We start from the raw sequence: 24,356 nt of genomic DNA, 5'->3' as shown, positions 1-24,356 counted from the left end.
TGTTGATGTAGGCGAAGGCGAGGACGAAACCGAGCGTGCCGAAGGTCAGGATGTATTCCATAACGAGATAGGTGGCCATTGGTCAGTTCCCTTTCCTGTCTTGGTTTACGTGCAAGGGATACGGCGCCTGTGCGGAAGTGGATCACTCCGCCTGCGCGAAAATGTCGCGCGGGTCGGAAAGACTTCGCGTGGGGGCCCCGGCCCGGATCTAGTTGATCACCAGCACCACCAGCAACAGGAAGGCGAGCATCCCGACGACGCCGCCCTGCGCGAAGAGCAGGCTGACGACCATCAGCCCCCCGAGCACGGCGAGCACGATGGCCCCCTGCTCTGGCGCCGGCAGCGCGCCGATCCGCTTCTCCAGGTCCTCGGCCCGGTGGCGGCGCACCAGCCCCGCGAGCACGGCGCAGGCCACCCGCCGGGCTGATGTCCAGAGCGCGCGCAGGATGTCGGCCTGGCCCATGTCCGCCTCAGCGGCCTATCCGGATGGACGCCATGGCCGCGACCTCAGAGCCGGTAGATCTCGCGGAACTTGGTCTCGAGATAGTCGAGCAGCGGCCCCTCGCTCGGCTCGAAGCCGCAGGCCCGGGTGACGGTTTCATGCGGGGTATAGAGCCCGCCGTGCCGCTGCAGGTTCTCGCGCAGCCAGCCGGTCGCGCCCGAGGTGTCGCCGCGGGCGAGTTGGTCGTCGAGATCCGGCACGACCTCGCGGATCGCCTGCATCAGGCAGCCGGCGTAGATGTTGCCGAGCGCATAGGTCGGGAAGTAGCCGAAGAGGCCGACGGCCCAGTGGACGTCCTGCAGCATCCCGTGCGAAGGCCGGTCGACCGCCACGCCGAAATCATCGAGGAAGCGGGCATTCCACGCCTCCTCCAGATCCTCGGGCTCCAGCGTGCCGCGGATCAGCGCGCGCTCCAGATCGAAGCGCATCATGATGTGCAGGTTGTAGTGCACCTCGTCCGCCTCGGTGCGGATGAAGCCGGACTGCACTCGGTTGGCGGTGGCATAGAAGGCATCGGCATCCGCGACGCCGAAATCGCCAAACCGCTCGGACATGCGGCCATAGAGCCAGCCGGTGAAGGCCCGCGACCGGCCAAGCTGGTTCTCGTAGATCCGGCTCTGGCTTTCGTGGACGCCCATCGAGACGCCCGCCCCGATCGGGGTCAGCGCATAATCCGGGTCGATGCCGAGTTCGTAGCAGGCGTGGCCGACCTCGTGGATCGTCGAGTAGAAGCAGTTGAACGGATCGGTCTCGACAACGCGGGTGGTGATCCGCACGTCGCTGCCCGAGCCCGAGGAGAAGGGATGGACCGCCATGTCCATCCGTCCGCGGGTCCAGTCGTAGCCGAAGGTCGCCGCCAGGTCGCGCGCCATCCGCACCTGTGCCTCGAGCCCGAAATGGCCCGAGAGCGGCTTCGGCTGGACTTGGGCCCCCAGCACAGCCTCGCGCAGCGCGACGAGGCGCGGCCGCATCCGGTCGAAGATCGCCGAGATCGACGCCGCCGTAGCGCCCGGCTCGTAGTCGTCGATCAGTGCGTCGTAGCGGTCGCGGCCCGCAGCCAGCGCCGCCGCTTCCTCGCGCTTGAGGCGGATCACCTCGGTCAGCGTCGGCAGGAACATCGAGACGTCGTCCGCCGCCCGCGCCTCGGCCCATATCCCTTGTGCGGCCGAAGTCACGCGGGCGATCTCCTGCGCGAGGCGGACGGGGACCTTGGTCGCCCGGTCGTGGCTGCGCCGGATCAGGCGAAGCTGCGCCTCGTCCTCATCGTCCTCCGGCTCTGCCAGCTCCAGCCATTCCGCGACGCGCGGATCGGTGCGGCGGGCGTGGAGCACGCCTTCCAGCGCTGCCATCTCCTCGGCCCGCTGCTCGACCGCGCCGCGGGGCATCACGGTCTCCTGGTCCCACGACAGGCGTCCCATGACCTGAGCCAGCGCCTCGGTCTGGCGCTGGAATTCCATCAGTTCGGTGAAGGCTGCGTCGGCACTCATAGCGTTCCCTTCCGGATCGAGCCTACACGAGGAAATTGCGCCAGGTGGCGCGTGTTGAGGATCAGCACCCAGATCACGACGGCGCCGACCTGATGGGCGATGGCAACCTGCCACTCCGCGGCCGAAAGCACGGTGCCGACCCCGAGGCCCACCTGGGCCAGCAGCGCCAGCGCCAGCAGGTCGAAGGCCGAGCGTGTGGCGCGATGCTTCGACCGGCGCCCGAAGATCCAGAACACGAGGCCGAGGAGCGCCAGCGCGTAGCCCGTCATCCGGTGCGCGAACTGCACCAGGCCCGGGTTCTGCAACAAGCCGAGCCAGTAGGCCGGGTCACGCATGTCGGTGATGCCGGGCACGTTCAATATATCGGGCGGCAGGAAGCCCCCATTCATGTCGGGCCAGGTCGGGAAGCCGCGTCCGGCGTCGATCCCGGCCACCAGCGCGCCGAGGATCACCTGAAGGAAGGCCACGGCCAGCAGCGCCGTCGTCATCCCGTGCAGCCGCCCCTCGCGCTGGCGGCGGGCCTGCAGAAGCTCCGCCTCGGTGCGGCCCAGCGCCAGCGCCTGTGCCGCGATCAGCCCCAGAATCACGAAGGCGAGCCCGAGGTGGACCGCCAGCCGAGTGCTTTCGACATCGACCCGGTCGGCTGTGAGGCCCGAGGTGACCATCCACCAGCCGATGGCGCCCTGAGTCCCACCGAGCACGCCCAGCAGAAGCAGCCTCGGCCACCAGCCGCGCGGGATCTTGCGGGCGATCAGGAAGCCGAGGAAGCCCACGGCCCAGACGAGGCCGATCACGCGGCCAAGCTGCCGGTGCCCCCATTCCCACCAGTAGAGCCGCTGAAACTCTGCCAGCGACAGACCCGCGTTCTGCAACCGGTACTCCGGCGTCGCGCGGTAGCGCTCGAATTCCGCGGCCCAGTCGGCCGGGCTCATCGGCGGCAGCGCGCCGGACAGCGGGCGCCATTCGGTAATGGCAAGACCCGAGTCGGTCAGCCGCGTCAGCCCCCCCACGACGATCATCGCCAGGACGAGGAGGAACAGCGCCATCAGCCACAGCCGGATGCCGCGACGCGCGCCTCCGTGGCCGCGGTCGATGCTGCCGCCCTGTGGAACGGGTGCCTTCGCCCCCTGCCCCACTTCCTCGAAGATGCTGCGCTTCTTGATTGCCATCCGGCCTCTCCCGTTGCGCGGGCGAGACTAGGGCCGCCCGGTGGCCGCTTCAAGGGCCAGCGGAGGGCGGCGCAGGGACGCGGGATCAGCCGGCGGCGGGCCGGTCGTCGAAGATCAGGATGTCCACACCGCCGGTGGCGAAGCGGCCCACATCCTCGACCGCCGCCTGTCCCTCGGGACTTTCCAGCGCCGCCGTCACCGCCGCGGTATCGTCGAAGGTCAGGATCGCGACGAGGTGATAGGGCGAGGGGCCGCCGGGACTTTGCACCGGGCCGCGGCTGATCTCGTAGCTGCGCAGCCCGGGCATCTTCTGCGCCAGCGCGATGTGGATGTCGGCGTAGTGGCGGTCGAAGGCCGCCTCGTCCTCGGGCTTGCGATACATCACGAGCAGTCTGGCCATCGTCCCCTCCCGTTCCGGCACGGCCCGACTGTCGCACGAATTCGCGCGGCGGGGCCTCATCCAAAGGTCGGCAGGGCTATTGCTTCAGCTTCCAGGCGATCTGGCGCAGCATCCCGTGCAGGGTCTGCACGTCCGCCCGCGTCAGCGGCAGCCGCGCCCACATGCTGCGCAGGTTCAGCTTCATCCCGGCGGCCTTCTCGGCGGGAAAGAAGAAGCCCGCGGCTTCCAGCTTCTCCTCGAAGTGATCGCCCAGCTTCTCGACCTCGAGGCCCGAGGCATAGTCCACCTGCGCCATCGCCAGCGTATGCGGCGCGGCTTCGCCCGACTGCCGCCGCCATTCATAGGCCGTCAGCAGGACGCATTGCGCAAGGTTGAGCGAGAAGAACTCGGGGTTCACCGGCACGGTCACGATGGCGCTGGCCAGCGCCACGTCCTCGTTCTCCAACCCCGTCCGCTCGGGCCCGAACAGCACGCCCACGCGGCGGCCCTCGGCGGCCAGAGCACGGGCCTGCTCCATCGCCTGCTCGGGCGTGAGCACGGGCTTCGTCAGCTCGCGCCCGCGGGCGGTGGTCGCGAAGACATAGTCGCAGTCGCGGACCGCCTCGGCGACCGAGGGGAAGATCCCGGCATGATCCAGCAGCCGCCCCGCGCCCGAGGCCATGGCCACGGCCTTCGGGTTGGGCCAGCCGTCGCGCGGATCGACCAGCCGCATCCGGCCCAGCCCGAAGTTCAGCATGGCGCGGGCGGCGGCGCCGATGTTCTCGCCCATCTGCGGGCGGACAAGGATGAAGACGGGCTCGATGCTCATGGCGGTCCTTCGGGTTCGGCCGCTTCCTACGGGCGAAGCCCCCCACCGCGCAATGACCTTTCCGCTTCGGGTCTGCCCTGCACGCAGTCCCGCCCTCCCGCACCCCCACCTTCCGCTCCCGCAGCCCCGGGTCGCGGTGCAACGCCATTTCCAAGCCGAGAGGGCTCCGTTATAGCCACCCATACTGGAATGGAGACCGACAATGGCCGACAGCGACCGCCCGCAGATCTACCTGATCACGCCGCCCGAGATCGACCTCGAGGTCTTTCCCGACCGGCTGGCGCGGGTGCTGGACGCGACCGAGATCGCCTGCCTGCGGCTCTCGATGGCCGGCAAGGACGAGGACCGGATCGCCCGCACCGCCGATGCGCTGCGCGAGGTGGCCCATGCGCGCGACGTGGCGCTGGTGATCGAGAACCACGTGCTGATGGTCGAGCGGCTGGGCCTTGACGGCGTGCACCTGACGGACGGGGCACGGCTGGTGCGCAAGCTGCGCAAGGACCTTGGTCCCGATGCGATCCTCGGCACCTTCTGCGGCCATACCCGGCACGAGGGCATCAACGCCGCTGAAGCCGGCGCCGACTACGTGGCCTTCGGCCCGGTGGGCGAGACGGGTCTGGGCGACGGCAGCCGGGCGGAGGCGGACCTCTTCGCCTGGTGGTCCGAGATGATCGAGGTGCCGGTGGTGGCCGAGGGCGCGCTGACGCCTGCACTTGTCGCGGACCTCGCCGGCATCACCGACTTCCTTGCCGTGGGCGAGGAGATCTGGCGCGAGGCGGACGCCGCTGCCGCCCTGAAGGCCCTGCTCGCGCCGCTGGACTGAGGGCACGGCGGCACGCCGATCCTCAGCCGGGCCAGGCCGACCGCACCTGCGCCTCGCAATGGGCGGCCAGCCCCTTGCGGCCGTCGAAGCCATCGGCGGGAACCGGGTCGTGGAAGGTGATCTCGACCTGACCGTGCCGGGGCGCGGCCAGAAGCTTCAGCAGGTGGCTGCCGAAATCCATGTCGCCCCACCAGCCGTAGAAGCGCGGGTCCTCGCCCTCGGGCGCCGTGTAGCGCACCGTCACCGGCTGGATGTGCAGCACATGCTCCAGACCGTGCGTGAAGAAGGCTGCGAAGAGCGTCGACTTGAACGGCAGGATGCGCAGCGTGTCCGTGCTGGTGCCCTCCGGAAAGAAAAGCAGCCGGTGCCCGGCGCGCAGGCGCTCCTCGAACAGCTGCTGCTGGGCCTTCGCCTCCGACCCCTTGCGGTTGATGAAGACGGTCCCCGTCGCGCGGGCGAGCCAGCCGATGCCGGGCCAGCCCGCGACCTCGGACTTCGACACAAAGTAGATCCGCTGCGCGGCGTTCAGGGTGAAGATGTCGAGCCAGGAGCCGTGGTTCGACACCACCGCCCCCGGCACTGCCATCGCCCGGCCGCGCCGGATGCAGCGCAGCCCGAGGATCGCGAGGGCGGCTCGACAGACGCCCTGCGTGATCCAGGGCGTGACCGGTCGGTTCCGGCCGCAGACCGGAGCCTCGACCAGCCGCACCAGCAGCAGGAGCGCCAGCCCGGCATAGACCACCGCGGCCATGGCCGGCCCCTTCCACGCCACGCGCAGCCAGCCCGCCGGGCCGATGCGGGCTGGCTCCATCCGGGCCGCGCGCCAGTCGCTCATTCCACGGCCACCTGCCGGCGGGTGTAAAGCTCGCGGTGCCGCGCCGACATGCGCGCGGTGTCCATCACGAGGCAGACATCGGTGGTGTTGAAGGCACGGTCGATCCACGCCCCCTCGCCCACGAACCCGCCAAGTCGCAGATAGGCCTTGATGAGCGGTGGCATGGCAAGCATGGCTGCCCGGCGGTCGATCCGGTCGGCCGGGATCAGGTCCATCCGCACCCCGCATTCCGGCCGGACACGCACCCGCAGTTCGGCCGGCGCGAGGTGGTTGTGGTGAAGGCAGGCCAGCGGCTCGGCCAGTGCCTCCGTGTCGATGCCGTGAAAACTCGCCACGCCGAACAGAAGTTCGGTGCCGTGGGAAAGGACGTAGTCGGCCAGCCCGCTCCAGAGCAGGAACACCGCCGATCCGCCGCGATACTCCTCGTGCACGCAGGACCGGCCAAGCTCCAGCAGACGCCGGCCGCTGCGGCGGAGCGGATCGAGATCGTATTCGGTGTCGCAGTAGAACCTGCCGAGCCGCTCTGCCCGATCGCCCGGCATCAGCCGGTAGACCCCCACAACATCGTCCAGCGCCTCGGCGCTGCGCCGGCGGTCGATGAGCAGAAGATGGTCGCAATGGGCATCGAACTCGTCGCGCTCGAGGCGGGCCGAATGATCGACCAGATCGCCGGTGCCGCCCAGTTCCTCGACAAAGATCCTGTAGCGCAGGCGCTGCGCCGCCCGAAGGTCGCGATCGGACCCCGCCAGGCGCAACTCGAGATGCGGATCTTCCGCTATCATTACCGGCCCCTCGCCCCTGACCCTGGCGTGACCGTGTCATAGGAAAAGCCCGAACGGGATGCAACGGGTGGCACGGCGGCCACGGCCGCGCAACCCTGCGCGGAAATGACCGCAATTCCCGGTTGAAATGCGCAAGCCCGCGCCGCTACATCATTCGGATGTATCGAATATCCGCCTAAGTTCCACCCTTTGACCGTCGATCACCACCTTTCCCGCATGCTCGAAATTCACAGTGATGCGCCCCCCGATGTTCGACTGGACCTGACCCGCGCCCCAATCCGGCTGCTGCGGATGCCGGACCAGCATGCCCGGCTCTAGTAGAGTGTTCATCCCGTTACCTTCCGCCTTCCGTGGAGCCTGCCCATGACCGAAAAGACCGATCTGACCGCCCTGCTGGGCTCCCGCATCTGTCACGATCTTATCAGCCCGATCGGCGCGATCGGCAACGGGGTGGAGCTTCTGATGATGGATGGGTCGATCCGCGGTCCCGAGATGACGCTGATCTCGGAAAGCGTGGCCCATGCCAATGCGCGGATCCGCTACTTCCGCGTGGCCTTCGGCGCCTCGACCGCCGAGCAGCGGATCGGCCGGCCGGAGATCCTGTCGATCCTGGGCGATCTCACGCGCGGGGGGCGGCTGCAGATCGAGTGGCAGGGTCCGGGCGACCTCTCGCGGCGCGAGGTGAAGCTTGCCTTCCTGCTGATCCTCTGCCTCGAGACGGCGATGGCCTATGGCGGCCGGATCCGGGTGGAGCGCAACGATGCGCGCTGGACGCTGACGGGACAGGCCAACAAGATGAAGGTCGACGCCGACCTGTGGGAACTGCTGTCGAACCCGATGGCGCAGGTGGAAATGTCCGCCGCCCGGGTGCATTTCGCGCTCGTCCCCGAAGAGGTGGCGCGGCAGGGCCGCCGCCTGACCGCCGAGATCCGCGAGACCGAGATCCGCCTCGCGTTCTAGCCGGCGAAATCGTGCGGTCGCCCTCCAACCGACACCGTCCCCGGCGCCGACTGGGGACGCCGCAAGTCGCTCAGAACTTGTAGATCATGCCGAGACGCGCGGCGCTGAAGGTGAAGTAGCCTTCGACATACCCGCCGGTTCCGAGGTCAAGCTCTCCCAGATCGAAGTACAGCACCTCGCCCTTGATCGCCCAGCGATCGCTGATCTCGTGCCGAACCCCGGCTCCGACGACGCCGCCCGGCCTCACCTCGTTGAACCCGCAGTTCGAACTGGCGCAGGCGCTGTGATCGGCGCTTCCTTCGATATCCGCGATGGCAAGCCCCGCGGTCAGATAGGGCATCGTGGCGCCGGTCGTGGTTCCGAGCACCAGACGCACCGTACTCACCAGATTGACGTCGGCCCGGCACCCTTCGCGACCGCGCGTGCAGGGCGCGGTGTCCCCGCGCTGGAGATCCGAGGCCATGTCGCCGGCGGTCAGGTCGATCTCGAGTCCCAGGGATTGCCTGCCCCAGTCGTGCAGAATCCGCCCGAAGCCGATCGTTCCGGTGTAGTCCGAAATGCTCAGCTGCGTCATCGTATCATTGTAGATCGCCGGCCGGTCGTCGTAGGTGTAGGGGATCACGGACTCGTACTCCGGCCCGGAGAACGTCCTGCCGATCGATGCAAAGAAATACCAGGGTCTGGACGGGCTTGCCGACGCCATGCCTGACCCTGCACCCGTGCCGTCTGGCGGGTCCGCAAAGGCGGGCAGCGCGATCAGGGGGATCCCCAGCAAGGCACTCTTCACGATCACACTCCTGAACACGCGCGGCGGGGGACTTGCGAGACCTTGAGCGTCATCAGAAGGATGCACGACTCGACGGCATCGGTCAAAACGCGGCAGGACAGGGAAGCCGTTTCCCGCCGAGAGGCGCCACGATCCAGGGCGGGGCGCCGGGGCGCCGCGAGCCGGATCGGCCGCTCCGGTCAGGGACGGATCGTCCCGTCTCCCTCGACGAGATACTTGAAGCTCGTGAGCTGCTCCGCCCCCACCGGGCCGCGGGCGTGCATCTTGCCCGTGGCGATGCCGATCTCGGCGCCCATGCCGAACTCGCCGCCGTCGGCGAACTGCGTCGAGGCGTTGCGCATCAGGATCGCGCTGTCGAGCCGCTGGAAGAAGCGCGCCGCCGTGGCATCGTTCTCGGTCAGGATCGACTCGGTGTGGCTCGAGCCGTAGCGGCGGATGTGGGCGATCGCACCGTCGACGCCATCCACCATCTTCGCCGCGATGATCATGTCGAGAAACTCGCAGCCGAAATCCTCCGGCTTCGCCGGGACCGTACCGGGGACCGCGGCCAGTTCGCCCTCGGCCCGGACCTCGACGCCCGCCTTCAGCAGATCCTCGACCAGCACGGCACCATGCTTTGCATAGAAGCCGCGGTCGATCAGCAGGCATTCCGCCGCGCCGCAGATGCCGGTGCGGCGGGTCTTGGAGTTCAGCACGACCCGGCGGGCCTTCTCGAGGTCGGCATCCGCATCCGCATAGACATGGCAGATGCCCTCGAGATGGGCGAAGACCGGCACCCGCGCCTCGGCCTGCACGAGACCCACGAGACCCTTGCCCCCACGCGGCACGATCACATCGATAAACTCGACCATGCGCAGCATCTCGGCCACGGCGGCACGGTCGCGCGTGGGAACGAGCTGGATCGCATCCTCGGGCAGGCCCGCCGCGCGCAGCCCGTCCTGCAGACAGGCGTGGATCGCGGCCGAGGTATGGAAGCTTTCCGATCCGCCGCGCAGGATCACCGCATTACCGGACTTGAGGCAGAGCGCCCCCGCATCGGCCGTCACGTTCGGGCGGCTCTCGTAGATTACGCCGACGACGCCCAGCGGCGTGCGGACGCGGCGGATGTGCAGGCCGGAAGGCCGGTCCCACTCGGCTATCACCTCGCCCACCGGGTCCTTCTGGGCGGCGACCGCGCGCAGCCCCTCGACCACGCCGGCGATCCGGCCCGCGTCGAGCTTCAGCCGGTCCATCATGGCAGGCGACAGGCCCTTGGACGTGCCATAGGCCAGATCCTCGGCATTGGCAGAAAGGATCTCGGCCTGCCGCGCCAGAACGGCATCGGCTGCGGCCAGCAGCGCCTGCCGCTTGCTCTCCGGCTCGGCAAAGGCCAGGTCCGCGGCCGCCGCCCGCGCCCGCGCGCCGATCTGCTGCATGAGTCCCGTGACGTCCTGTCCGTCCATCATCCTGCCCTTCCCGATGCCCCCGCCTCCGGGGTCAGATCACCATGTCGTCGCGATGCACCAGCGCCGCGCGACCAGAATAGCCGAGAATGCCCTCGATCTCGGCGGAGCGATGGCCCGCAATCTGCACCGCCTCGACCGCCGTGTAGCGCGTCAGGCCCTTGCCCAGAACCTCGCCCGCGGGCCCCGCGATATCCACGGGATCTCCGCGTCCGAAGTTGCCCTCCACCGCCGTCACCCCGGCCGGAAGCAGCGACTTGCCGGCCTGCAGCGCCTGCACGGCGCCCGCATCGACCTTCAGCGTGCCGCGCGGCTTCATCGCGTTGATCCAGCGCTTGCGCGCCGCCTGGGGATCGCCCTGCGCCACGAACCAGGTCCGCGCCGCGCCCTGCTCCAGTGCCTTGAGCGGCCGCATCACCGAGCCTTCGGTGATCGCCATGGCGCAACCGCCCGCCACGGCAGTCTTGGCGGCCATGATCTTGGTCTTCATCCCGCCCTTCGAAACGCCGGAAATAGGATCCCCCGCCATCGCCTCCAACTCGGGCGTGATCGCCTCCACCAGATCGAAACGCTCGGCGGTCGGGTCTTCCTTGGGATTGGCGGAATAGAAGCCGTCCACGTCCGACAGCAACACCAGCTGGTCCGCGCCCACCGTCACCGCGATCTGGGCGGCAAGGCGGTCGTTGTCGCCATAGCGGATCTCGTCGGTCGCCACGGTATCGTTCTCGTTCACGATCGGCACGGCTCCGAGGGCGAGCAGGGTCTCCATCGTGGCGCGCGAATTCAGGTAGCGCCGGCGGTCCTCCGTGTCCTCGAGCGTCACCAGCACCTGCGCGGTGGTGATGCCATGGGGAGCCAGCACTTCCTCATAGGCTCGGGCGAGCCGGATCTGGCCAACCGCGGCGGCGGCCTGGCTCTGCTCCAGCGCCAGCGCGCCCGAGGCAAGACCCAGAACCCGCCGCCCGAGCGCGATCGAACCCGACGAGACGAGGATAACCTGCGTCCCGCGCGTTCGCGCCTCGGCAACGTCCAGCGCCAGCGCGGAAAGCCACTGGCGGCGCAGGCCGTCGCGATCCACCAGCAGCGCCGAGCCGATCTTGACGACCAGCCGCTTCGCCGTGCGGATGTCGGGGGCCTGAAGCGCAGTCAGGGTTGCCATGGCACGTGCTCCTCCTCCGCCTCGCCGCGCGCGGCCTCGATCTCGGCCCAGAGCGCGCGGAGCACGTCGTTGAGACCCGTCCCAGCCACGCCCGATATCGTGAACACCTTGCCGCCGGTCGCCTTCTCCAGCGCGCGACGGCGGGTCGAGATGGTCTTTGCGTCCATCGCGTCGATCTTGTTCATCGCCGTGATGCGCGGCTTCAGCGCGAGGTCGCCGCCATAGGCTTCCAATTCGCCGATGATGGTGCGGTAGTCCTTCACGATGGTCGAGGAGGTGCCGTCGATCAGGTGCAAGAGCACCGAGCAGCGCTCCACATGCGCAAGGAACTGGTCGCCAAGGCCGCGGCCCTCGGAGGCGCCCTCGATCAGGCCCGGAATGTCGGCGATCACGAACTCCTTGCCGTCGATCCCCACCACACCGAGGTTCGGCACCAGCGTCGTGAAGGGATAGTCCGCGATCTTCGGCCGCGCGTTCGAGGTCGCGGCGAGGAAGGTGGACTTGCCGGCATTGGGCAGCCCCAGAAGCCCCGCATCGGCGATCAGCTTCAGCCGCAGCCAGATCGTCCGGTCGATGCCCGGTTGGCCCGGATTGGCCCGCGCCGGCGCGCGGTTGGTCGAGGACTTGAAGCGCAGGTTGCCCCAGCCGCCGTTGCCGCCCTGCGCCAGCAGGACGCGCTGGCCGACCTCGGTGAGGTCGGCGATGACGGTTTCCTCGTCCTCGTCGATGATCTCGGTGCCCACCGGCACCTTCAGCACGATGTCGTCGCCCGACTTGCCGGTGCGCTGGCTGCCCATGCCGGGCTGGCCGGACTTCGCGAAGAAATGCTGCTGGTAGCGGAAGTCGATCAGCGTGTTCAGCCCCTCGACCGCCTCGGCCCAGACCGAGCCGCCATTGCCACCGTCGCCGCCATCCGGGCCGCCGAACTCGATGAACTTCTCGCGCCGGAAGCTGACGCAGCCGCCCCCGCCCCCGCCCGAGCGGATATAGACTTTGCAGAGGTCGAGGAACTTCATGGGCTGCGGCTTTCCGGTTGGTCGCTTCAGGCGATAGAGAGAAACGGGCGAAGGCTCAAGCCTCGCCCGTCACGAAGGTCCCGGCGCCGCCCGTGGGATCACATGCGGCGCAGGTAGGTCCAGGTGGGCACGCGGGCGTTGCGCGCGACCGAGAAGGCCTCGGCATCGCCGATATATTCGAAGCCGCAGTTGGTCAGCACCCGTGCCGACTGCGGATTGTCCTGGAAGACCGCAGCGAAGATCGTGCGCGAGCCCTGCGGGTTGGCGGCCAGGATCGCCCGCACCGCCTCGGAGGCGAAGCCCGCGTTCCAGAAGGCGGGCGCCACCCAATAGGCGATCTCGGACTGGTCGCGGTCGAGCTTCTTCAGCGAGACGACGCCCAGCACCTCGGCCAGCCCCGAGGCCGAGCCGTCCATCACCCAGACGTCCTCGGACCGCTGCTCGGACATGGCGCGGGCCACGAAGGCCTCGGCCGCGCCCGGCGGCAGCGGATGGGGGATGCCGCGCGTGCCCGCGGCCACGCGGCGGTCGCCGGCATACATGGCGAAGAGCCCCGCGTCGGACTTCTGCACCGGGCGCAGCACGAGGCGGCCGCCATGCGGATGCGCGCCGGCGGTGGGCTCGGTCGTCGGGATCATGTCAAGCGTCACGGCTTCCTCCTCTGAAGCACTGGCACCTGCGTCCAAGGGCGGCATGCCCCCGGACTGGCTCCTCCCGCCCGGCAGGGGCCGGAAAAGAGGAAGGGGACCGGCTTGATGGCCGATCCCCCGTTACAGACGAACTGTGAAGGTTCGGCTTATTCCGCGGCCTCCACGGTCGGGAGCACGGAAATGAAGGTCCGGCCCTTGAGGCCCTTCTTGAACTCCACGCGGCCTTCGACCATCGCGAAGATGGTGTGGTCGCGGCCCATGCCGACACCGGCACCCGGGAACCAGGTCGTGCCGCGCTGGCGGACGATGATGTTGCCCGGAATGGCCTGCTGGCCACCATAGAGCTTCACGCCGAGGCGGCGACCGGCGGAGTCGCGGCCGTTGCGGGACGAACCGCCTGCCTTCTTGTGTGCCATGGGGTGTTACTCCTTCGCGCTGGCGTTGTGGGCGGCGCGGCGCGCATCGGCGGTGCCGGTCGCGGCGGCCACGCCCGAGGCTTCGGCGCCCGAGGCGAGCACGTCGGTCACGCGCAGCAGGGTGAGCTGCTGGCGGTGGCCCTTGGTGCGCTGCGACGAATGCTTCCGGCGGCGCTTCACGTAGTGGATGGTCTTCTCGCCCTTGATCTGGGCGATCACCTCGGCCTGCACCGCGGCGCCGGCCACGAAGGGCGCGCCGACGGTCACGGACTCGCCGCCGACCATCAGGATGTCGTTGAACTGGATCTTGTCGCCGGCTTCGCACGCCAGCTTCTCGACGCGCAGCACGTCGCCCGCCTGGACCTTGTACTGCTTGCCGCCTGTCTTGAGGACCGCGAACATGGGTCGTTCCTTTTCGTGTTCCGCGTCCTGCGGCCCCGGAGCGACCCGGCGTTGGATGCCTTCGGACAGCGCACCCCGGAGGGTGTCATGGAGTGGATCCGCCGGCGATTCGCCAACGGAGAAGAGACCCCGCCAGACGGGTCCGGCCGGGATGCGCGCTTATCGGGGAAACACCCTCCCGAGTCAAGCGCCCCGAGGGGCCGGAGCGGTGCACCGCTCAGATATCCTCGCCCTGCATCTGCTTGGCGGCTGCGCGGCCAAGGTCATGCGAAATGGCCGAGAACACCGCATCGAAGGCGGCGAAGGTGGCGCCGTTGAGCCGCCTGCCCTCGGGCGTCCGCGAGAAGGCGATGTAGTCCCGCAGGTCGCTATCGGAGAGCGGCCCGTAGGCGAGGGCGAGGTAGGGATAAAGCCACTCCTCGGTCTCGCGCCGGACGTCGCCCTCCTGCGACCAGACGTCGGCGAGCATCTGCTCCTCGCTCAGCGCCTCGTCAAAGGCCGCGCCCTCGGCCATGCCGCGGTAGAAGGCGAGGTTCGAGTTCAGCGCCCCGGCCACGTTCAGCTCGATCAGGTCGTTCGCCTCGGCGAATTCCTGTAGCAGGTCGAGGCGCGGGTCGTTCCTCGCGCTCATGTCCTCGACCTTGATCTTTGCAGCCTCTTCCGCCGATTCGTCGAGCAACGCCCGGCGGGCCTCGATCTCGAGCTGAAGGATGCGCTGGCCGCGCTCGCTGCCGAAGAAGTCGAGCATGCCCGCTATGGCACCGGGATCGCGGCCGACCTCGGCCTCGAAGAAGGCATCGAAGCGCTTGCGCATCGTATCGGCGTCATAGATCAGCCCCACGACCGCCTGCCAGCGCGGCCCGCCCCGGTCGGGAAACAGTTCGGCCTCCAGGCTGGAGCCGTACTGCAGGCCCTCCTCGCGCATGACGGCGATGACGTCGGCGATGCGCATGGCCTCGCCCAGGGCTGCGATCTGCACGCCGGGCGCCACCACGGGCGGTTCCCCCCCGCCGGGCGCGGGCCGGGTCTGCGCCGCGAGCGGATGCGCGGCGAAGGCCATGCTCAGCACCAGCACGAGGCGGGTCAGGATCGGCGGGAGGACCATGAAGCAAACCTTCGGGAGCGTGGTTCGAACAGAGCTAGTCGCTCGCCCGACGCTTGCCAAGGGACGAGCCGCGTCTCCGCCGCGCTGCGGCATGATCTCGCCGCAGAAAAGCCGCTTGCAAGCGCCCGCGAGCTTCGCTAAACGCCTGCCCCACGACGACCCCTGACGCGGAGAGGTGGCAGAGTGGTCGAATGCGGCGGTCTCGAAAACCGTTGTCGGTGTGAGCCGACCCAGGGTTCGAATCCCTGTCTCTCCGCCACTCAAAAGATGATTTCCTTGTATTTGTGAGGGGGTTACAGGCGGCGCACGATGTGGTGCATGCCATTTGGAGAGGCTCAGGCCGCCTGCCTGCGTGATATCGTTCTGGCCCTTCTCAAGATGAACGCATTCCGCCACGAACAGTCTTCGCCAGCTCTCGACTAGGTCCGTCGGCTACAGCTGCTCGGCGCGACGTAACTTCAAGAGGGCGATGTGGTCCTTGTGCTTCTCCAGGAAGCGCCTAACCTTCTTCCGGAACTGCTGCTTGTCGATGCCGGGACTGATGGCGTCGAGAGTGATTTCGGTGCCTGCGCCGTTCTCGTCGGTGACATCGATGTAGACGATCTTGCGCTCGCGCGGGTCTTCGGGAAGAACGGCCGAAGTCGCGCCATCTGCGTGTCCGTCGGCATAATAGATGGCTCATCGGTCGGGTCGCCTTGCCGAGGCTGAATCACGCTGCTCGTGCAGGAGCAATGGGTCCTGAACCCAGGTCAGTGAACGCCTGCCAGAGCATGAGTCCGGATTACGGGATGCACGGCATCGCGAACGGCTGGGCCGGGTGCTCGCTCAGGGCGCCAAGCAAGTGGTGCCGCATCCTGAAACCCACTTGCGTCAATCCCGTGGATGCACTGAGAAGTCGAGTGTTCCGTGTCATCCCGTTGATGAGCACTCATTCGCCAACACTTGCGGCGAGCGCCGCGTGCCTCACATCAGCAGGGTCGAAGACGTTCACCGTCTTCAGGTTGACCGGAGCGGGCGGCGCGGCAGCAGCCTTGCCAAGGGCATCAGGCAGCGGCAAGTAGCACCGGAACGTCTCGCTGATCAGCATCAATGCGGCATGGCCCCGCTTCGGCGCATCAAGAAAGGCGGCCGCGTTTCGGGTGGCAGTGCCTTTCGCCTGTCCGGGTCGATGACGCCGCTTTTGGAGATGCCTGCAGTGAACCAGGATGACACGCTTTGGAGCCTTGAGGAGCGCCTCTGGACCAGCGGACGCGACAGCGCCCGCACCATGATGGCCTCGGGGGCAATCGTGGTGCTTCCCTATCCCGACGGGATACTTCAGGGCGATGGCCTCTGGTCGCATCCGGCCGTCAACACCGGTTGGCGTCTCGTGGAGATGTCCGACCGCACCGTCGCCCGGCAGGGGAATGTCGCCGTGCTGGCCTATCGGGTGCGGGCAACGAAGCCCCACGTTCCGGAGTACGAGGCATTGTGCGCATCGACATGGCTGAGCGACGCCGGCACCTGGCGCAGGCTTTTCCATCAACAGACGCCCGTCGCGTGACCGCCAGGATCGGGCGAGGACATGGCCATGCGCCACTGGATCCCACAGGAGACCCCATGAGCTATACCATCACCCGGCTGATCCCGGATACCGATCTGGCCACCGCGGAGACACGGACTCGCGCCGCGCTTGAAGCGCAGGGCTTCGGTGTTCTGACCGAGATCGACGTGCAGGCGACGATGAAGGCGAAGCTTGGGCATGACATGCCAGGCTACCGGATTCTCGGCGCGTGCAACCCGCAGATGGCATGGCAGGCGATAGGGATGGAACCCCGGGTCGGCGCGATGCTGCCCTGCAACGTGATCCTGCGCGAAACCGACGGAGGCATCGAGGTCAGCGCGGTGGATCCGGTCGCCTCGATGCGGGCAATCGACAACGCGGACCTTCTGGCCGTAGCGGCCGGGGTGCGTGAGATGCTGTCGAAGGTGGTCGCAGCGGTCTGAGCCGCGGGCCGGCCTGCGGCCCGTGGCGCGGCCTCTCAGCTTCTCCTGCCGCCCCGCGCCAGAATCCCGATGCCGGCAACGATGCCGATGACTCCGACGATCAGATACCACATCGTGCTTCCCGTGAAGCGTCCGGTCAGCGCCTCCGACATCTGGTCTACCGGAGCATTGGAGGCGCGCCAGCCCAACAACAGAAGCAGGATGCCGACGGCAAACAGGACGAGTCCGGCGATCTTGGTCAGTGTCATGGGAAAGCCCTCTTGAACCATGCAATGGGCACCGCCACGCGATGCCAGCCCACACACTCTTTCCCGCAGGTCAGAGGCGCGTGCTGCGGATGATGCCGGGGATCGCCGGGAGGCCGCACTTACCTCGATCAGCATGGCTGGTTCTTCGGGGTGGGGAAACCTGCCGGCCCGTTATACCCGGACCGGCCTGAGTCCCCTTGGGGAAGATCCGGATCCGGCATGGACTGATCCATGTTGTTGAGCCGACGCGGCAATGGTGCGTGGCCGGAGCGAGGAAGACGGTGACCCCGGCCGCAGCAGTGAAGGGGCGAGGCGGGCCGCGCGACATCGCGCGGCAACAGATGCCACGGAGCTGAGTCCTTCGGCGCGACCGTCCGTGCCGCTGGCCGCCTTCGCCTTTGCGCGGCGGCCTTGACGGGCGCCGGGCGGTCCGGCGTCAGGTGGCGCTCCTCGCAGGCGAATCCACCCAGGCGCCCCGCATTCCTGCGCGCTGCTGATGCATGTTAGAGCGCGGCAGCATCGACGCGGCGAGGATCAGTCATCGCGTCGACGGGCCGCCCGGATCTGCGGTCTGCGCGCGGCGCGATGTTCCAGTGATAAGGAGTTCCGATTATGGACAAGAACCGAATCAAGGGGACCGCCAAGCAGGTCGCAGGCACCGTGAAGGAGCAGATCGGCAAGCTGACGGGCAATGAGTCGCTGGAAGTCGAGGGCAAGGTCGAACAGGCCGAAGGCGCGGTTCAGAAGGCCGTCGGCGAGGCCAGCGACGACCTGCGCAAAGGCTGAACGCCAGGGGTTTGAACCGCCTTGGCAAGGCTCCGTCGCGTCACGGGTCGGACAACGACCTGCGGCAACCGATGCGCACCGGGCGAAGATGCCTGATGCCCTCCTGCTCCCGGGGCCGACGGAAGAACGCCAGCGACCGACCCTGCAATTCCATCGGCAAGGCCAGCGCTCGTCCCCGCAGGCAGCTGACGCCCTTGCCGGGCGGCCCCGCCGCGTTTTCCTCGTGTGGCGGGGCCGGTTCCAGTCGACATCACATGAAGGACATCGCCATGCTCGGCACCATTCTCATCGTCATTCTCATCCTGATGCTCGTGGGTGTCCTGCCCACCTGGGGGCACAGCCGGTCATGGGGGTATGGCCCCAGCGGTGCACTGGGGATCATCCTCGTGATCCTGATCGTGCTGGCTCTGACCGGCCGCCTTTGACAGGCAGATCCGGAAGTTCCGGGCCGAAGGCGGATCGGCAAGGCCGGTCCGCCTTCGGCCTAGCGGCCTTTGCGGCCGAAAGTTTCAGCGACGCCGCACCGAGTTGCCGCCGGCCAGGATGCTGTTGATCAGCTCGGCCACGGCGGCGTTCAGCGCGTCGTGCACACTGGGCGGTGCATTCTCGTGCGCTGCGGCGGCATCCTTCAGGATGCCGACGATCTCGTTCTCCGGCAGGACCTTATGGTCGTTCAGCGCCAGCAGGAGCGATTCGAGAATGGCCAGTGCGGCGGTTCCAGCAATGTCGTTGGGAACGGTCATGGTCGGGCTCGCCTTCAAGGTTCTGGATCAGGGTTCCGCCTGGGATCGGCCGAATGACCAAGATCATAGGCGCAATGTGCGCCCCCGTGCTGATCTGGAGCAGCATGAGACATTTCCTTTCGGGTCATTGTGGCTGCGACGATCCTTGTGGCCAGCCTCCTGGAGAGACCATGTTGAACCGGCAGAGCGCGCTGACGCAGAAGCTTTCGGCCTATGTCGCCCTGTCGGACGTCGATCTGGCAACGCTGGCCCGGTTCGACCGCCGCCGCCGGAGCTTTCAGACAGGGCACGAAATGATCCATGAAGGCCAGAAGAACGCCTCGGCCTTCGTGCTGGCCGACGGCTGGGCCTGTTCCTACAAGCTCTTGCCCGGCGGCGAGCGCCAGATCGTCGACTTTCAGGTTCCGGGCGATTTCCTCGGCCTGCGAAGCATCCTGTTCCGCACCTCGGACCACAGCGTCGAGGCCGTCACCCCGATCGAGGCGTTCGAGGTCCTGACCTCGGACATCCTGGAGGCCTTCGCACAGGCGCCGCGCCTGGCCGCCGCCGTTCTCTGGGCCGCCTCGCGGGACGAGGCGATGGTCGTGGAGCATCTCGTCAACATCGGCCGCCGCACGGCCGAGGAACGCATGGCGCATTTCCTGCTGGAGCTTGGATCGCGGCTCAATCTCGTGGGGATCGGCACCAGGTCGGGATACCCCTGTCCGCTGACGCAGAATCATCTGGCGGACGCCCTCGGGCTGAGTGCGGTGCACGTGAACCGAGTCCTGCGCCATCTGCGCGAAGAGGGATTGGTCACCTTCCAGAAGGGCCGCGTGACCTTCGACAATCTCGACAGTCTCAAGGACGTGGCCGCATTCGACACCGCCTACCTGGATCAGGAAGGACCCCTGCTGCGGTGATTTCCCTCCCCAACCGACGCGCCGGAAGGGAACGGCCTCCAGGCTATGCAAGGGCCTGCGTCGCAGCGTCGAGTTCACGGATGCACTCGGCATCCTGACGCGCGGCCCGGGCCTTCTCGGAGTAGTGGCGCAGAGTCGCATCCTTCTTCGGGCCGGCGGGGGCCTTGTCCCAGGCGGCCTTGAGCGACTTCATCCTGTCGGCAATGTTCGGATCGGGGGATTTCGCTTCCATTTGGGCTGTCCTTTCCGGAACTGGTCGAATTGACAGGGCCTCCCGCCCGGCGGGAAGAACACACAACCTCCGGACAGGAAGCCCCGTCGGCACTCAATCAACAGATCGACGGCGGAATATCTTGCCGCCCTGCAAGGGTAGTGCAGTCGGGCCGGATCGGGACTGATGCAGGTTTGCTTCGGACAAAGTCCTTCATGCCGGAACGCCCTGCGGCCGCATGATCCAAAGGGCGGCGTCGCGCGTTCCAGTGAGGAAAACGCGAGGAGGGATCCCGTTGCGTCCGACGGCTGTGTTGATCGGGACTCTTGCCGCTGGCACGGTTCTTCCGCATCGCGTCGGCGTTGACCCGGCAGCAGCCTTGTACCGCCATTCATCAATCGGGAAAATTGGTCGGAGCGAGAGGATTCGAACCTCCGACCCCCTGCTCCCGAAGCAGGTGCGCTACCAGGCTGCGCTACGCTCCGACCGTGGCGTGGGGGTTAAACCGTCGGGCGGATGATTGCAAGGGGGTCCGCGCGCTTTTCCTCAGAGCACTTCGCGCGAGTCGCGGCGGCGCAGGAAGCGTGGCATCAGGGCGATCTCGGCGCGTCCGCGGGTCTGCGTGGCCGGCCGGTTTTCCGACACGTTGCGCCGCGATTCGCGCGCGACGATGTAGAGCCCGCTCGCGATGATGACCCCCGCCCCGACCCAGGTCCACAGATCCACGGATTCCTCGAACACCAGCCAGCCGAAGACGGCCGCCCAGATCATCTGCGAATACTGCATGGGCGCCACCACGACCGCCTCGGCCACCCGGTAGGCCGCAATCGTCAGCAGCATCGCGATGAAGCCGAAGGCCGCGATGATGCCCATCAGGCCCAGATCCTCGACCGGCATCGGCCGGTAGACGAAGGGCAGCGCGCAGCCCAGCACGAAGAAATTCGCCACCATCGGGTAAAGCATCAGCACCGCCGACCGCTCGTTCGATCCGATCTTGCGCACGATCACCGAAGCGAGCGAGGACGTCGCCGCCGCCGCGAGTGCGGCAACATGACCAAGGCTCAGCGCCTCGGCGCCCGGGCGCAGCACGATCAGCACGCCCGCAAGGCCCGTCACCACGGCAAGGCCGCGGTGGAGCCCGATGGTCTCTCCCAGGATCGGGATGGCCAGCAGCGTCACCAGCAGCGGCATGGTGAAGAGGATCGCATAGGTCTGCGCGAGCGGCAGCACCGAGAAGGCGTAGAAGGCGCAGAGCGCCGTGGTCACGATGCAGGCGGTGCGGATCAGCGTCCACCAGGGATGGCGCGGCCGAAGGTTGCCGTCGGCCCGGTCGCGCATCAGCATCAGCGTGGCAAGCGGAAAGCCGAGCAGCGTCGCGAAGAAGATGATCTGCACGGCCGAATAATCGGCGCCGAGGATCTTCACCACCACGTCGTGGGTTGCGTAAATCCCGAAGGCCAGCAGCGCGAGAAGCGCGCCGCGCGTGTTCGATGATGCCACGGACATGGACGGCCGCTCGCTGAGGGGAAGGTTGGCGCAACCTTCGCCCGGAACGCGGGGGAGTGCAAGGCGGCGGCGCGAAAAAGGGGCGGTTGCCCGCACCCTTTTTACCTCACAGGCTGGCGTCGAGCGCCGCGAGGATCGCGTCGCCCATGCCGGAGGTCGAGACCGGCGTGCCGCCCTCGGGGCCCATCAGGTCAGCCGTGCGGACGCCATCGGCCAGGACCTTCTCGACCGCGGCCTCGAGGCGGGTGGCCTCGGTGCCCATGTCGAACGAATAGCGGAGCGCCATCGCGAAGCTGAGGATGCAGGCGATCGGGTTCGCCTTGCCCTGCCCCGCGATGTCGGGGGCCGAACCGTGCACCGGCTCATACAGGGCCTTGGGCCGGCCGTTCGCCATCGGCGCCCCGAGCGAGGCCGAGGGCAGCATGCCCAGCGAGCCGGTCAGCATCGCGGCGCAGTCCGACAGGATGTCGCCGAACAGGTTGTCGGTCACGATCACGTCGAACTGCTTGGGCCAGCGCACCAGCTGCATGGCGCCGTTGTCGGCATACATGTGCGAGAGTTGCACGTCCGGGTATTCGTTGTCGTGGACCCACTGCACTTCCTCGCGCCAGAGGATGCCGGATTCCATCACGTTGGCCTTCTCCATCGAGCAGACCTTGTTGTTGCGCCGACGCGCGAGTTCGAAAGCCGAGCGGGCGACGCGGCGGACTTCCTCGGTGGTGTAGCGCTGGGTGTTGATGCCGACGCGGCCGCCCGCCTCGTCCGGGAAGATGCCGCGCGGCTCGCCGAAATAGACGCCCGAGGTCAGTTCGCGCACGATCATGATGTCGAGCCCGGCGACGATCTCGGTCTTCAGGCTGGAGAAGTCGGCCAGCGCGTCGAAGCACTGCGCCGGGCGGAGGTTGGCATACAGGTCCATCTCCTTGCGCAGGCGCAGCAGGCCGCGCTCGGGCTTCACCGAGAAGTCGAGCACGTCGTATTTCGGGCCGCCCACGGCGCCGAGCAGCACGGCGTCCACGGCCTGCGCCTTCGCCATCGTCTCGTCGGTCAGCGGTACGCCATGCGCATCATAGGCGCTGCCGCCGACGAGATCTTCGCTCACGTCGAAAGTCACGCCGCGCTTCTCGCCGAACCAGCCGATGATGCGTTTCACCTCGGCCATCACTTCGGGGCCGATGCCGTCGCCGGCAAGGATGAGGAGGGAGGGATTGGCCAAGATGCGCTCCTGCGGTCATTGGGGTTTGGCTTCGCCTAGCCCCTCGCCCCAGCCCGGTCAAGCATCAGGGCAGCGCGAGATCGACCCAGACCGGGCGGTGGCGCGAGGCCTGCGCGGCCTCCCCTGCCAAAGGCTCCTCGGGCGCCGGCCAGAGCACACCGGCGGCCGTCACGGGCACGCCTTGCGAGGGCAGGACGTAATCGACCCGCAGCCGGCCCGGCCCCTCGTTGGCGCTGAAGTCAGCCGTGGCAAGGCTGCCGTCCGCCCCCTTCGGCGCCGGATCCAGCAGCGCCGGATGGTCCAGGACCGCGCGCATCGCGGCATGAAGACCATCGCCCGCCTCGGGGTCGATGTTCGCCTTGCCGAGCAGCACGAAAGGCGCCTCTGGCGGCGGGATGGGCAGGCGCCCCTCGATCAGGCGCAGCCAGAAGGCGGCCTCGTCCCCGCCGCGACGGCCGTTGCGATCCTCGGGGCCGTCGAACACCGGCGGCGTCGCCGACCACGCCAGCAGGCGCAGGAACCGTCCGTCCGGCAGCTGAACCGGCACCTCCCAATGGCCGGTGGTGGACAGGCGCTGGACGGACAGCACGTCTTCGGGCAAGGGCGGAGGATCGGCCCCCGGCAGGTCCCGCCACAGGAAGCCGGAGAAATCGCGTGCCTCGCCCAGCGGCAGGCGCGACAGCACGGCCATGCCGGCCTGGCCCGTGAAACGCCCCCAGCCCTGCGCGTCGGAGGCGTCGCCTCGGCGCCCGTTGCCATCGAGATCGACGCCGGACGCCCGGCCGGTATTCGGTCGCAGCGCGAGGAGATGCGGGTAAAGGTCGCCGGCGAAGGCCCGCGCGGCGAGCAGGCCCGCGTCATAGTCGATGCCGGTCAGCAGCAGCACATCCGCATCGAGCGCCTCGAGCATCTTCCTCGCGGCCGCGATTTGCGGATCCTCGCCCTTCAGAATGTCGCGCAGCAGAAGTCCCGGGCCCTTGCGGCTCAGCCCGGCATCCCAGGTGGCGACGCGCAGGCTTTCTGCCGCCGCGGCCAGCGGCAGCAGCAGGAACAGGATCAGACAGGCACGAAGCCGGAGGTGCCGATGGACTCGCCCATGCGCCGCTTCTCGCGGATCATCTCGGCGATGCGCGCCATGCCCACGCCACGCATGAAAAGGCTTGCAGGAAGGAAGGCCCATGCCGCCATCGTCCAGACCAGGGTTTGCGGCGAGGCCAGCGTCAGCGGCTCCAGGCCGCTGCTGCCGATCTTCACCACCGTCGGGATCAGGAATGGCAGAAGAAACCCTAACGCCACGTTAAGGCGCGCATCACGCAGCAGGCGCTGGACCACGTCTCCGCCGGCCGTGGCCTCGAAGGTCGGCAGGTTCACCCAGACGTTGAAGGCCGCGTTGCGCGAGGGCCAGCGGTTCAGGCGGATCACCACGACAAAGAGCGCGATCGTCGCCAGCGCGATGAGATAGGTCGTCGCGGCGGCGTTGCGGACCGCCTCCACGATCTCGGGCCCGGCGCGGTCGGACAGCATGAGGGTCGCGAGGCGCACCGGACTGTAGGGAAAGTCCATCGAACTGCCGACAAGGGCGCCGATCTCCGAGACCAGCATCGTCAGCGACGTCGGCTGGGTTTCGCCTCGCGCGATCAGTGTCAGCGCCAGTACCATCGCGAACAGCAGCAGGAAGCGGATGCGGTTGAAGGGCGGGGCGTCGCGGAACTCGATCAGGCCCGGATATGTCGCGTTGTATTCCACCAGTGTCAGGATGCCGCCGAAAAGCGCCACCAGGGCCACCATCTGCTTTCCGTCCGAGCCGACGCCCGGCAACAGGATCGAGGGCGTCGCCAGAAGAACGACGACGAGGACGGCGCGCACGATCGCGCCCGCAAGCCTTGAAATCACTGCCTTCCCACCCATCAAATCGGATCGAACGGAGCGTTGGCCCCGACAGGTCCCGAAGATCCCCGCACTTGCCGGCGGGTTGCCGCGTCACTGCCCAAAACGTGCCTACTTTCGCCTTTTGC

The 24,356-nt window shown here is 67.9% G+C and carries 32 protein-coding genes and 2 tRNA genes (1 of these 34 running past the window's edge); 8 read left to right on the top strand and 26 right to left on the bottom strand.

Going from position 1 to position 24,356, the window contains the following annotated elements:
* The 6 genes from CK951_RS01340 to CK951_RS01315 all read right to left on the bottom strand — a co-directional run.
* On the bottom strand, positions 1-79 hold the start of the coding sequence (locus CK951_RS01340) for a hypothetical protein (RefSeq protein ID WP_096784462.1). 101 nt of this gene lie to the left of the window's left edge; 79 of the gene's 180 nt are visible here — the first part of the coding sequence; it begins with the start codon at positions 77-79; its stop codon lies off the left edge, out of view.
* A gap of 129 nt (positions 80-208) precedes the next feature.
* On the bottom strand, positions 209-463 hold the full coding sequence (locus tag CK951_RS01335; protein ID WP_096784461.1) for a hypothetical protein: 255 nt from the start codon (positions 461-463) through the stop codon (positions 209-211).
* 44 nt (positions 464-507) lie between these two features.
* On the bottom strand, positions 508-1,989 hold the full coding sequence (locus CK951_RS01330; protein WP_096784460.1) for a carboxypeptidase M32: 1,482 nt from the start codon (positions 1,987-1,989) through the stop codon (positions 508-510).
* The gene (ctaA, locus tag CK951_RS01325) at positions 1,986-3,158 is read right to left on the bottom strand and encodes a heme A synthase (protein WP_096784459.1); all 1,173 of its coding nucleotides are present in this window, start codon (positions 3,156-3,158) and stop codon (positions 1,986-1,988) included. Before ctaA ends, CK951_RS01330 begins: the two co-directional genes overlap by 4 nt.
* 85 nt (positions 3,159-3,243) lie before the next feature.
* The gene (locus CK951_RS01320) at positions 3,244-3,558 is read right to left on the bottom strand and encodes an EthD family reductase (protein WP_096784458.1); all 315 of its coding nucleotides are present in this window, start codon (positions 3,556-3,558) and stop codon (positions 3,244-3,246) included.
* A 76-nt stretch (positions 3,559-3,634) separates the two neighbouring features.
* Complete coding sequence (locus CK951_RS01315) at positions 3,635-4,366, bottom strand: RNA methyltransferase (RefSeq protein ID WP_096784457.1); 732 nt, start codon at positions 4,364-4,366, stop codon at positions 3,635-3,637.
* Between the two features lie 202 nt (positions 4,367-4,568).
* On the opposite strand from CK951_RS01315, the gene CK951_RS01310 reads away from it, so the two are divergent.
* Positions 4,569-5,189, top strand: coding sequence for a thiamine phosphate synthase (locus CK951_RS01310; RefSeq protein WP_096784456.1), 621 nt, complete (start codon positions 4,569-4,571; stop codon positions 5,187-5,189).
* 22 nt (positions 5,190-5,211) lie between these two features.
* Here the strand turns inward: CK951_RS01310 and CK951_RS01305 are convergent, their stop codons facing one another.
* The 3 genes from CK951_RS01305 to CK951_RS01295 form a co-directional block, all read right to left on the bottom strand.
* Positions 5,212-6,024, bottom strand: coding sequence for a 1-acyl-sn-glycerol-3-phosphate acyltransferase (locus tag CK951_RS01305; RefSeq protein WP_096784455.1), 813 nt, complete (start codon positions 6,022-6,024; stop codon positions 5,212-5,214).
* Complete coding sequence (locus tag CK951_RS01300) at positions 6,021-6,806, bottom strand: GNAT family N-acetyltransferase (RefSeq protein WP_096784454.1); 786 nt, start codon at positions 6,804-6,806, stop codon at positions 6,021-6,023. The genes CK951_RS01305 and CK951_RS01300 overlap by 4 nt, the downstream gene beginning before the upstream one ends.
* A 150-nt stretch (positions 6,807-6,956) precedes the next feature.
* On the bottom strand, positions 6,957-7,136 hold the full coding sequence (locus CK951_RS01295; protein WP_096784453.1) for a DUF3553 domain-containing protein: 180 nt from the start codon (positions 7,134-7,136) through the stop codon (positions 6,957-6,959).
* A gap of 33 nt (positions 7,137-7,169) precedes the next feature.
* Here CK951_RS01295 and CK951_RS01290 point away from each other — a divergent pair, with 33 nt between their 5' ends.
* The gene (locus CK951_RS01290) at positions 7,170-7,766 is read left to right on the top strand and encodes a histidine phosphotransferase family protein (protein WP_096784452.1); all 597 of its coding nucleotides are present in this window, start codon (positions 7,170-7,172) and stop codon (positions 7,764-7,766) included.
* A gap of 70 nt (positions 7,767-7,836) precedes the next feature.
* Here the strand turns inward: CK951_RS01290 and CK951_RS01285 are convergent, their stop codons facing one another.
* The 8 genes from CK951_RS01285 to CK951_RS01250 form a co-directional block, all read right to left on the bottom strand.
* On the bottom strand, positions 7,837-8,388 hold the full coding sequence (locus CK951_RS01285; protein ID WP_096784451.1) for an outer membrane protein: 552 nt from the start codon (positions 8,386-8,388) through the stop codon (positions 7,837-7,839).
* A 344-nt stretch (positions 8,389-8,732) separates the two neighbouring features.
* Positions 8,733-9,995, bottom strand: coding sequence for a glutamate-5-semialdehyde dehydrogenase (locus CK951_RS01280; RefSeq protein WP_096784450.1), 1,263 nt, complete (start codon positions 9,993-9,995; stop codon positions 8,733-8,735).
* A gap of 34 nt (positions 9,996-10,029) precedes the next feature.
* Positions 10,030-11,154, bottom strand: a complete 1,125-nt coding sequence (gene proB / locus CK951_RS01275; protein ID WP_096784449.1) for a glutamate 5-kinase — start codon at positions 11,152-11,154, stop codon at positions 10,030-10,032.
* Positions 11,142-12,170 carry a GTPase ObgE gene (gene obgE / locus CK951_RS01270; protein ID WP_096784448.1) on the bottom strand — a complete coding sequence of 343 codons (1,029 nt, stop codon included), beginning with the start codon at positions 12,168-12,170 and terminating at the stop codon, positions 11,142-11,144. Before obgE ends, proB begins: the two co-directional genes overlap by 13 nt.
* 98 nt (positions 12,171-12,268) lie before the next feature.
* Positions 12,269-12,820 carry a GNAT family N-acetyltransferase gene (locus CK951_RS01265; RefSeq protein ID WP_096784447.1) on the bottom strand — a complete coding sequence of 184 codons (552 nt, stop codon included), beginning with the start codon at positions 12,818-12,820 and terminating at the stop codon, positions 12,269-12,271.
* 146 nt (positions 12,821-12,966) lie between these two features.
* Positions 12,967-13,236 carry a 50S ribosomal protein L27 gene (gene rpmA / locus CK951_RS01260; protein WP_096784446.1) on the bottom strand — a complete coding sequence of 90 codons (270 nt, stop codon included), beginning with the start codon at positions 13,234-13,236 and terminating at the stop codon, positions 12,967-12,969.
* A 6-nt stretch (positions 13,237-13,242) separates the two neighbouring features.
* Positions 13,243-13,638, bottom strand: a complete 396-nt coding sequence (gene rplU, locus CK951_RS01255; RefSeq protein WP_096784445.1) for a 50S ribosomal protein L21 — start codon at positions 13,636-13,638, stop codon at positions 13,243-13,245.
* A 217-nt stretch (positions 13,639-13,855) separates the two neighbouring features.
* On the bottom strand, positions 13,856-14,743 hold the full coding sequence (locus CK951_RS01250) for a DUF2059 domain-containing protein (protein WP_096784444.1): 888 nt from the start codon (positions 14,741-14,743) through the stop codon (positions 13,856-13,858).
* Positions 14,744-14,912: 169 nt separating this feature from the next.
* Here CK951_RS01250 and CK951_RS01245 point away from each other — a divergent pair.
* Positions 14,913-15,002: transfer RNA gene (locus CK951_RS01245), tRNA-Ser, on the top strand.
* 669 nt (positions 15,003-15,671) lie between these two features.
* Here the strand turns inward: CK951_RS01245 and CK951_RS20905 are convergent.
* Entirely contained in the window at positions 15,672-15,830 is a 159-nt protein-coding gene (locus tag CK951_RS20905) for a hypothetical protein (RefSeq protein WP_157764488.1), read from the bottom strand.
* 9 nt (positions 15,831-15,839) lie between these two features.
* Between CK951_RS20905 and CK951_RS01240 the strand changes: the two genes are divergently transcribed.
* A complete protein-coding gene (locus CK951_RS01240) occupies positions 15,840-16,286 on the top strand; it encodes a nuclear transport factor 2 family protein (protein ID WP_232520657.1) in 447 nt (148 codons plus the stop codon).
* A 56-nt stretch (positions 16,287-16,342) separates the two neighbouring features.
* Positions 16,343-16,729 carry a DUF302 domain-containing protein gene (locus CK951_RS01235; protein ID WP_096784443.1) on the top strand — a complete coding sequence of 129 codons (387 nt, stop codon included), beginning with the start codon at positions 16,343-16,345 and terminating at the stop codon, positions 16,727-16,729.
* A gap of 35 nt (positions 16,730-16,764) precedes the next feature.
* On the opposite strand, the gene CK951_RS01230 is transcribed toward CK951_RS01235, so the two are convergent.
* A complete protein-coding gene (locus CK951_RS01230) occupies positions 16,765-16,977 on the bottom strand; it encodes a DUF3185 family protein (RefSeq protein ID WP_096784442.1) in 213 nt (70 codons plus the stop codon).
* A gap of 612 nt (positions 16,978-17,589) precedes the next feature.
* Here CK951_RS01230 and CK951_RS01225 point away from each other — a divergent pair.
* Together CK951_RS01225 and CK951_RS01220 are read left to right on the top strand one after the other, a co-directional pair.
* Positions 17,590-17,763 carry a CsbD family protein gene (locus tag CK951_RS01225; protein ID WP_096784441.1) on the top strand — a complete coding sequence of 58 codons (174 nt, stop codon included), beginning with the start codon at positions 17,590-17,592 and terminating at the stop codon, positions 17,761-17,763.
* Between the two features lie 269 nt (positions 17,764-18,032).
* A complete protein-coding gene (locus CK951_RS01220; RefSeq protein WP_096784440.1) occupies positions 18,033-18,188 on the top strand; it encodes a DUF3309 domain-containing protein in 156 nt (51 codons plus the stop codon).
* Positions 18,189-18,272: 84 nt separating this feature from the next.
* Here CK951_RS01220 and CK951_RS01215 read toward each other — a convergent pair whose 3' ends face one another.
* Positions 18,273-18,506, bottom strand: coding sequence for a hypothetical protein (locus CK951_RS01215; RefSeq protein WP_096784439.1), 234 nt, complete (start codon positions 18,504-18,506; stop codon positions 18,273-18,275).
* 170 nt (positions 18,507-18,676) lie between these two features.
* On the opposite strand from CK951_RS01215, the gene CK951_RS01210 reads away from it, so the two are divergent.
* Positions 18,677-19,408, top strand: coding sequence for a Crp/Fnr family transcriptional regulator (locus CK951_RS01210; protein WP_096784438.1), 732 nt, complete (start codon positions 18,677-18,679; stop codon positions 19,406-19,408).
* 43 nt (positions 19,409-19,451) lie between these two features.
* Here CK951_RS01210 and CK951_RS01205 read toward each other — a convergent pair whose 3' ends face one another.
* From CK951_RS01205 to CK951_RS01180, 6 genes are all read right to left on the bottom strand, one after another.
* Positions 19,452-19,640 carry a hypothetical protein gene (locus CK951_RS01205; protein ID WP_096784437.1) on the bottom strand — a complete coding sequence of 63 codons (189 nt, stop codon included), beginning with the start codon at positions 19,638-19,640 and terminating at the stop codon, positions 19,452-19,454.
* A 387-nt stretch (positions 19,641-20,027) separates the two neighbouring features.
* Positions 20,028-20,104 (bottom strand) — tRNA-Pro (locus tag CK951_RS01200).
* 61 nt (positions 20,105-20,165) lie between these two features.
* A complete protein-coding gene (locus tag CK951_RS01195; protein ID WP_096787128.1) occupies positions 20,166-21,119 on the bottom strand; it encodes a DMT family transporter in 954 nt (317 codons plus the stop codon).
* 112 nt (positions 21,120-21,231) lie between these two features.
* Positions 21,232-22,341: a 3-isopropylmalate dehydrogenase gene (gene leuB / locus CK951_RS01190; RefSeq protein ID WP_096784436.1), complete on the bottom strand. Its 1,110-nt coding sequence runs from the start codon at positions 22,339-22,341 to the stop codon at positions 21,232-21,234.
* Positions 22,342-22,405: 64 nt separating this feature from the next.
* Positions 22,406-23,305 (bottom strand): endonuclease/exonuclease/phosphatase family protein, encoded by a 900-nt coding sequence (locus tag CK951_RS01185; RefSeq protein ID WP_232520738.1) that lies wholly within the window; start codon positions 23,303-23,305, stop codon positions 22,406-22,408.
* 92 nt (positions 23,306-23,397) lie between these two features.
* Positions 23,398-24,249: a hypothetical protein gene (locus tag CK951_RS01180; protein WP_232520655.1), complete on the bottom strand. Its 852-nt coding sequence runs from the start codon at positions 24,247-24,249 to the stop codon at positions 23,398-23,400.
* Positions 24,250-24,356 lie beyond the last annotated feature (107 nt).

The organism is Rhodobacter sp. CZR27 (assembly GCF_002407205.1).
In the GTDB taxonomy this organism is placed as follows: domain Bacteria; phylum Pseudomonadota; class Alphaproteobacteria; order Rhodobacterales; family Rhodobacteraceae; genus Cereibacter_A.
Note: the sequence above shows the minus strand (reverse complement) of the source record. Positions and strands in the feature narration are given on the sequence as shown.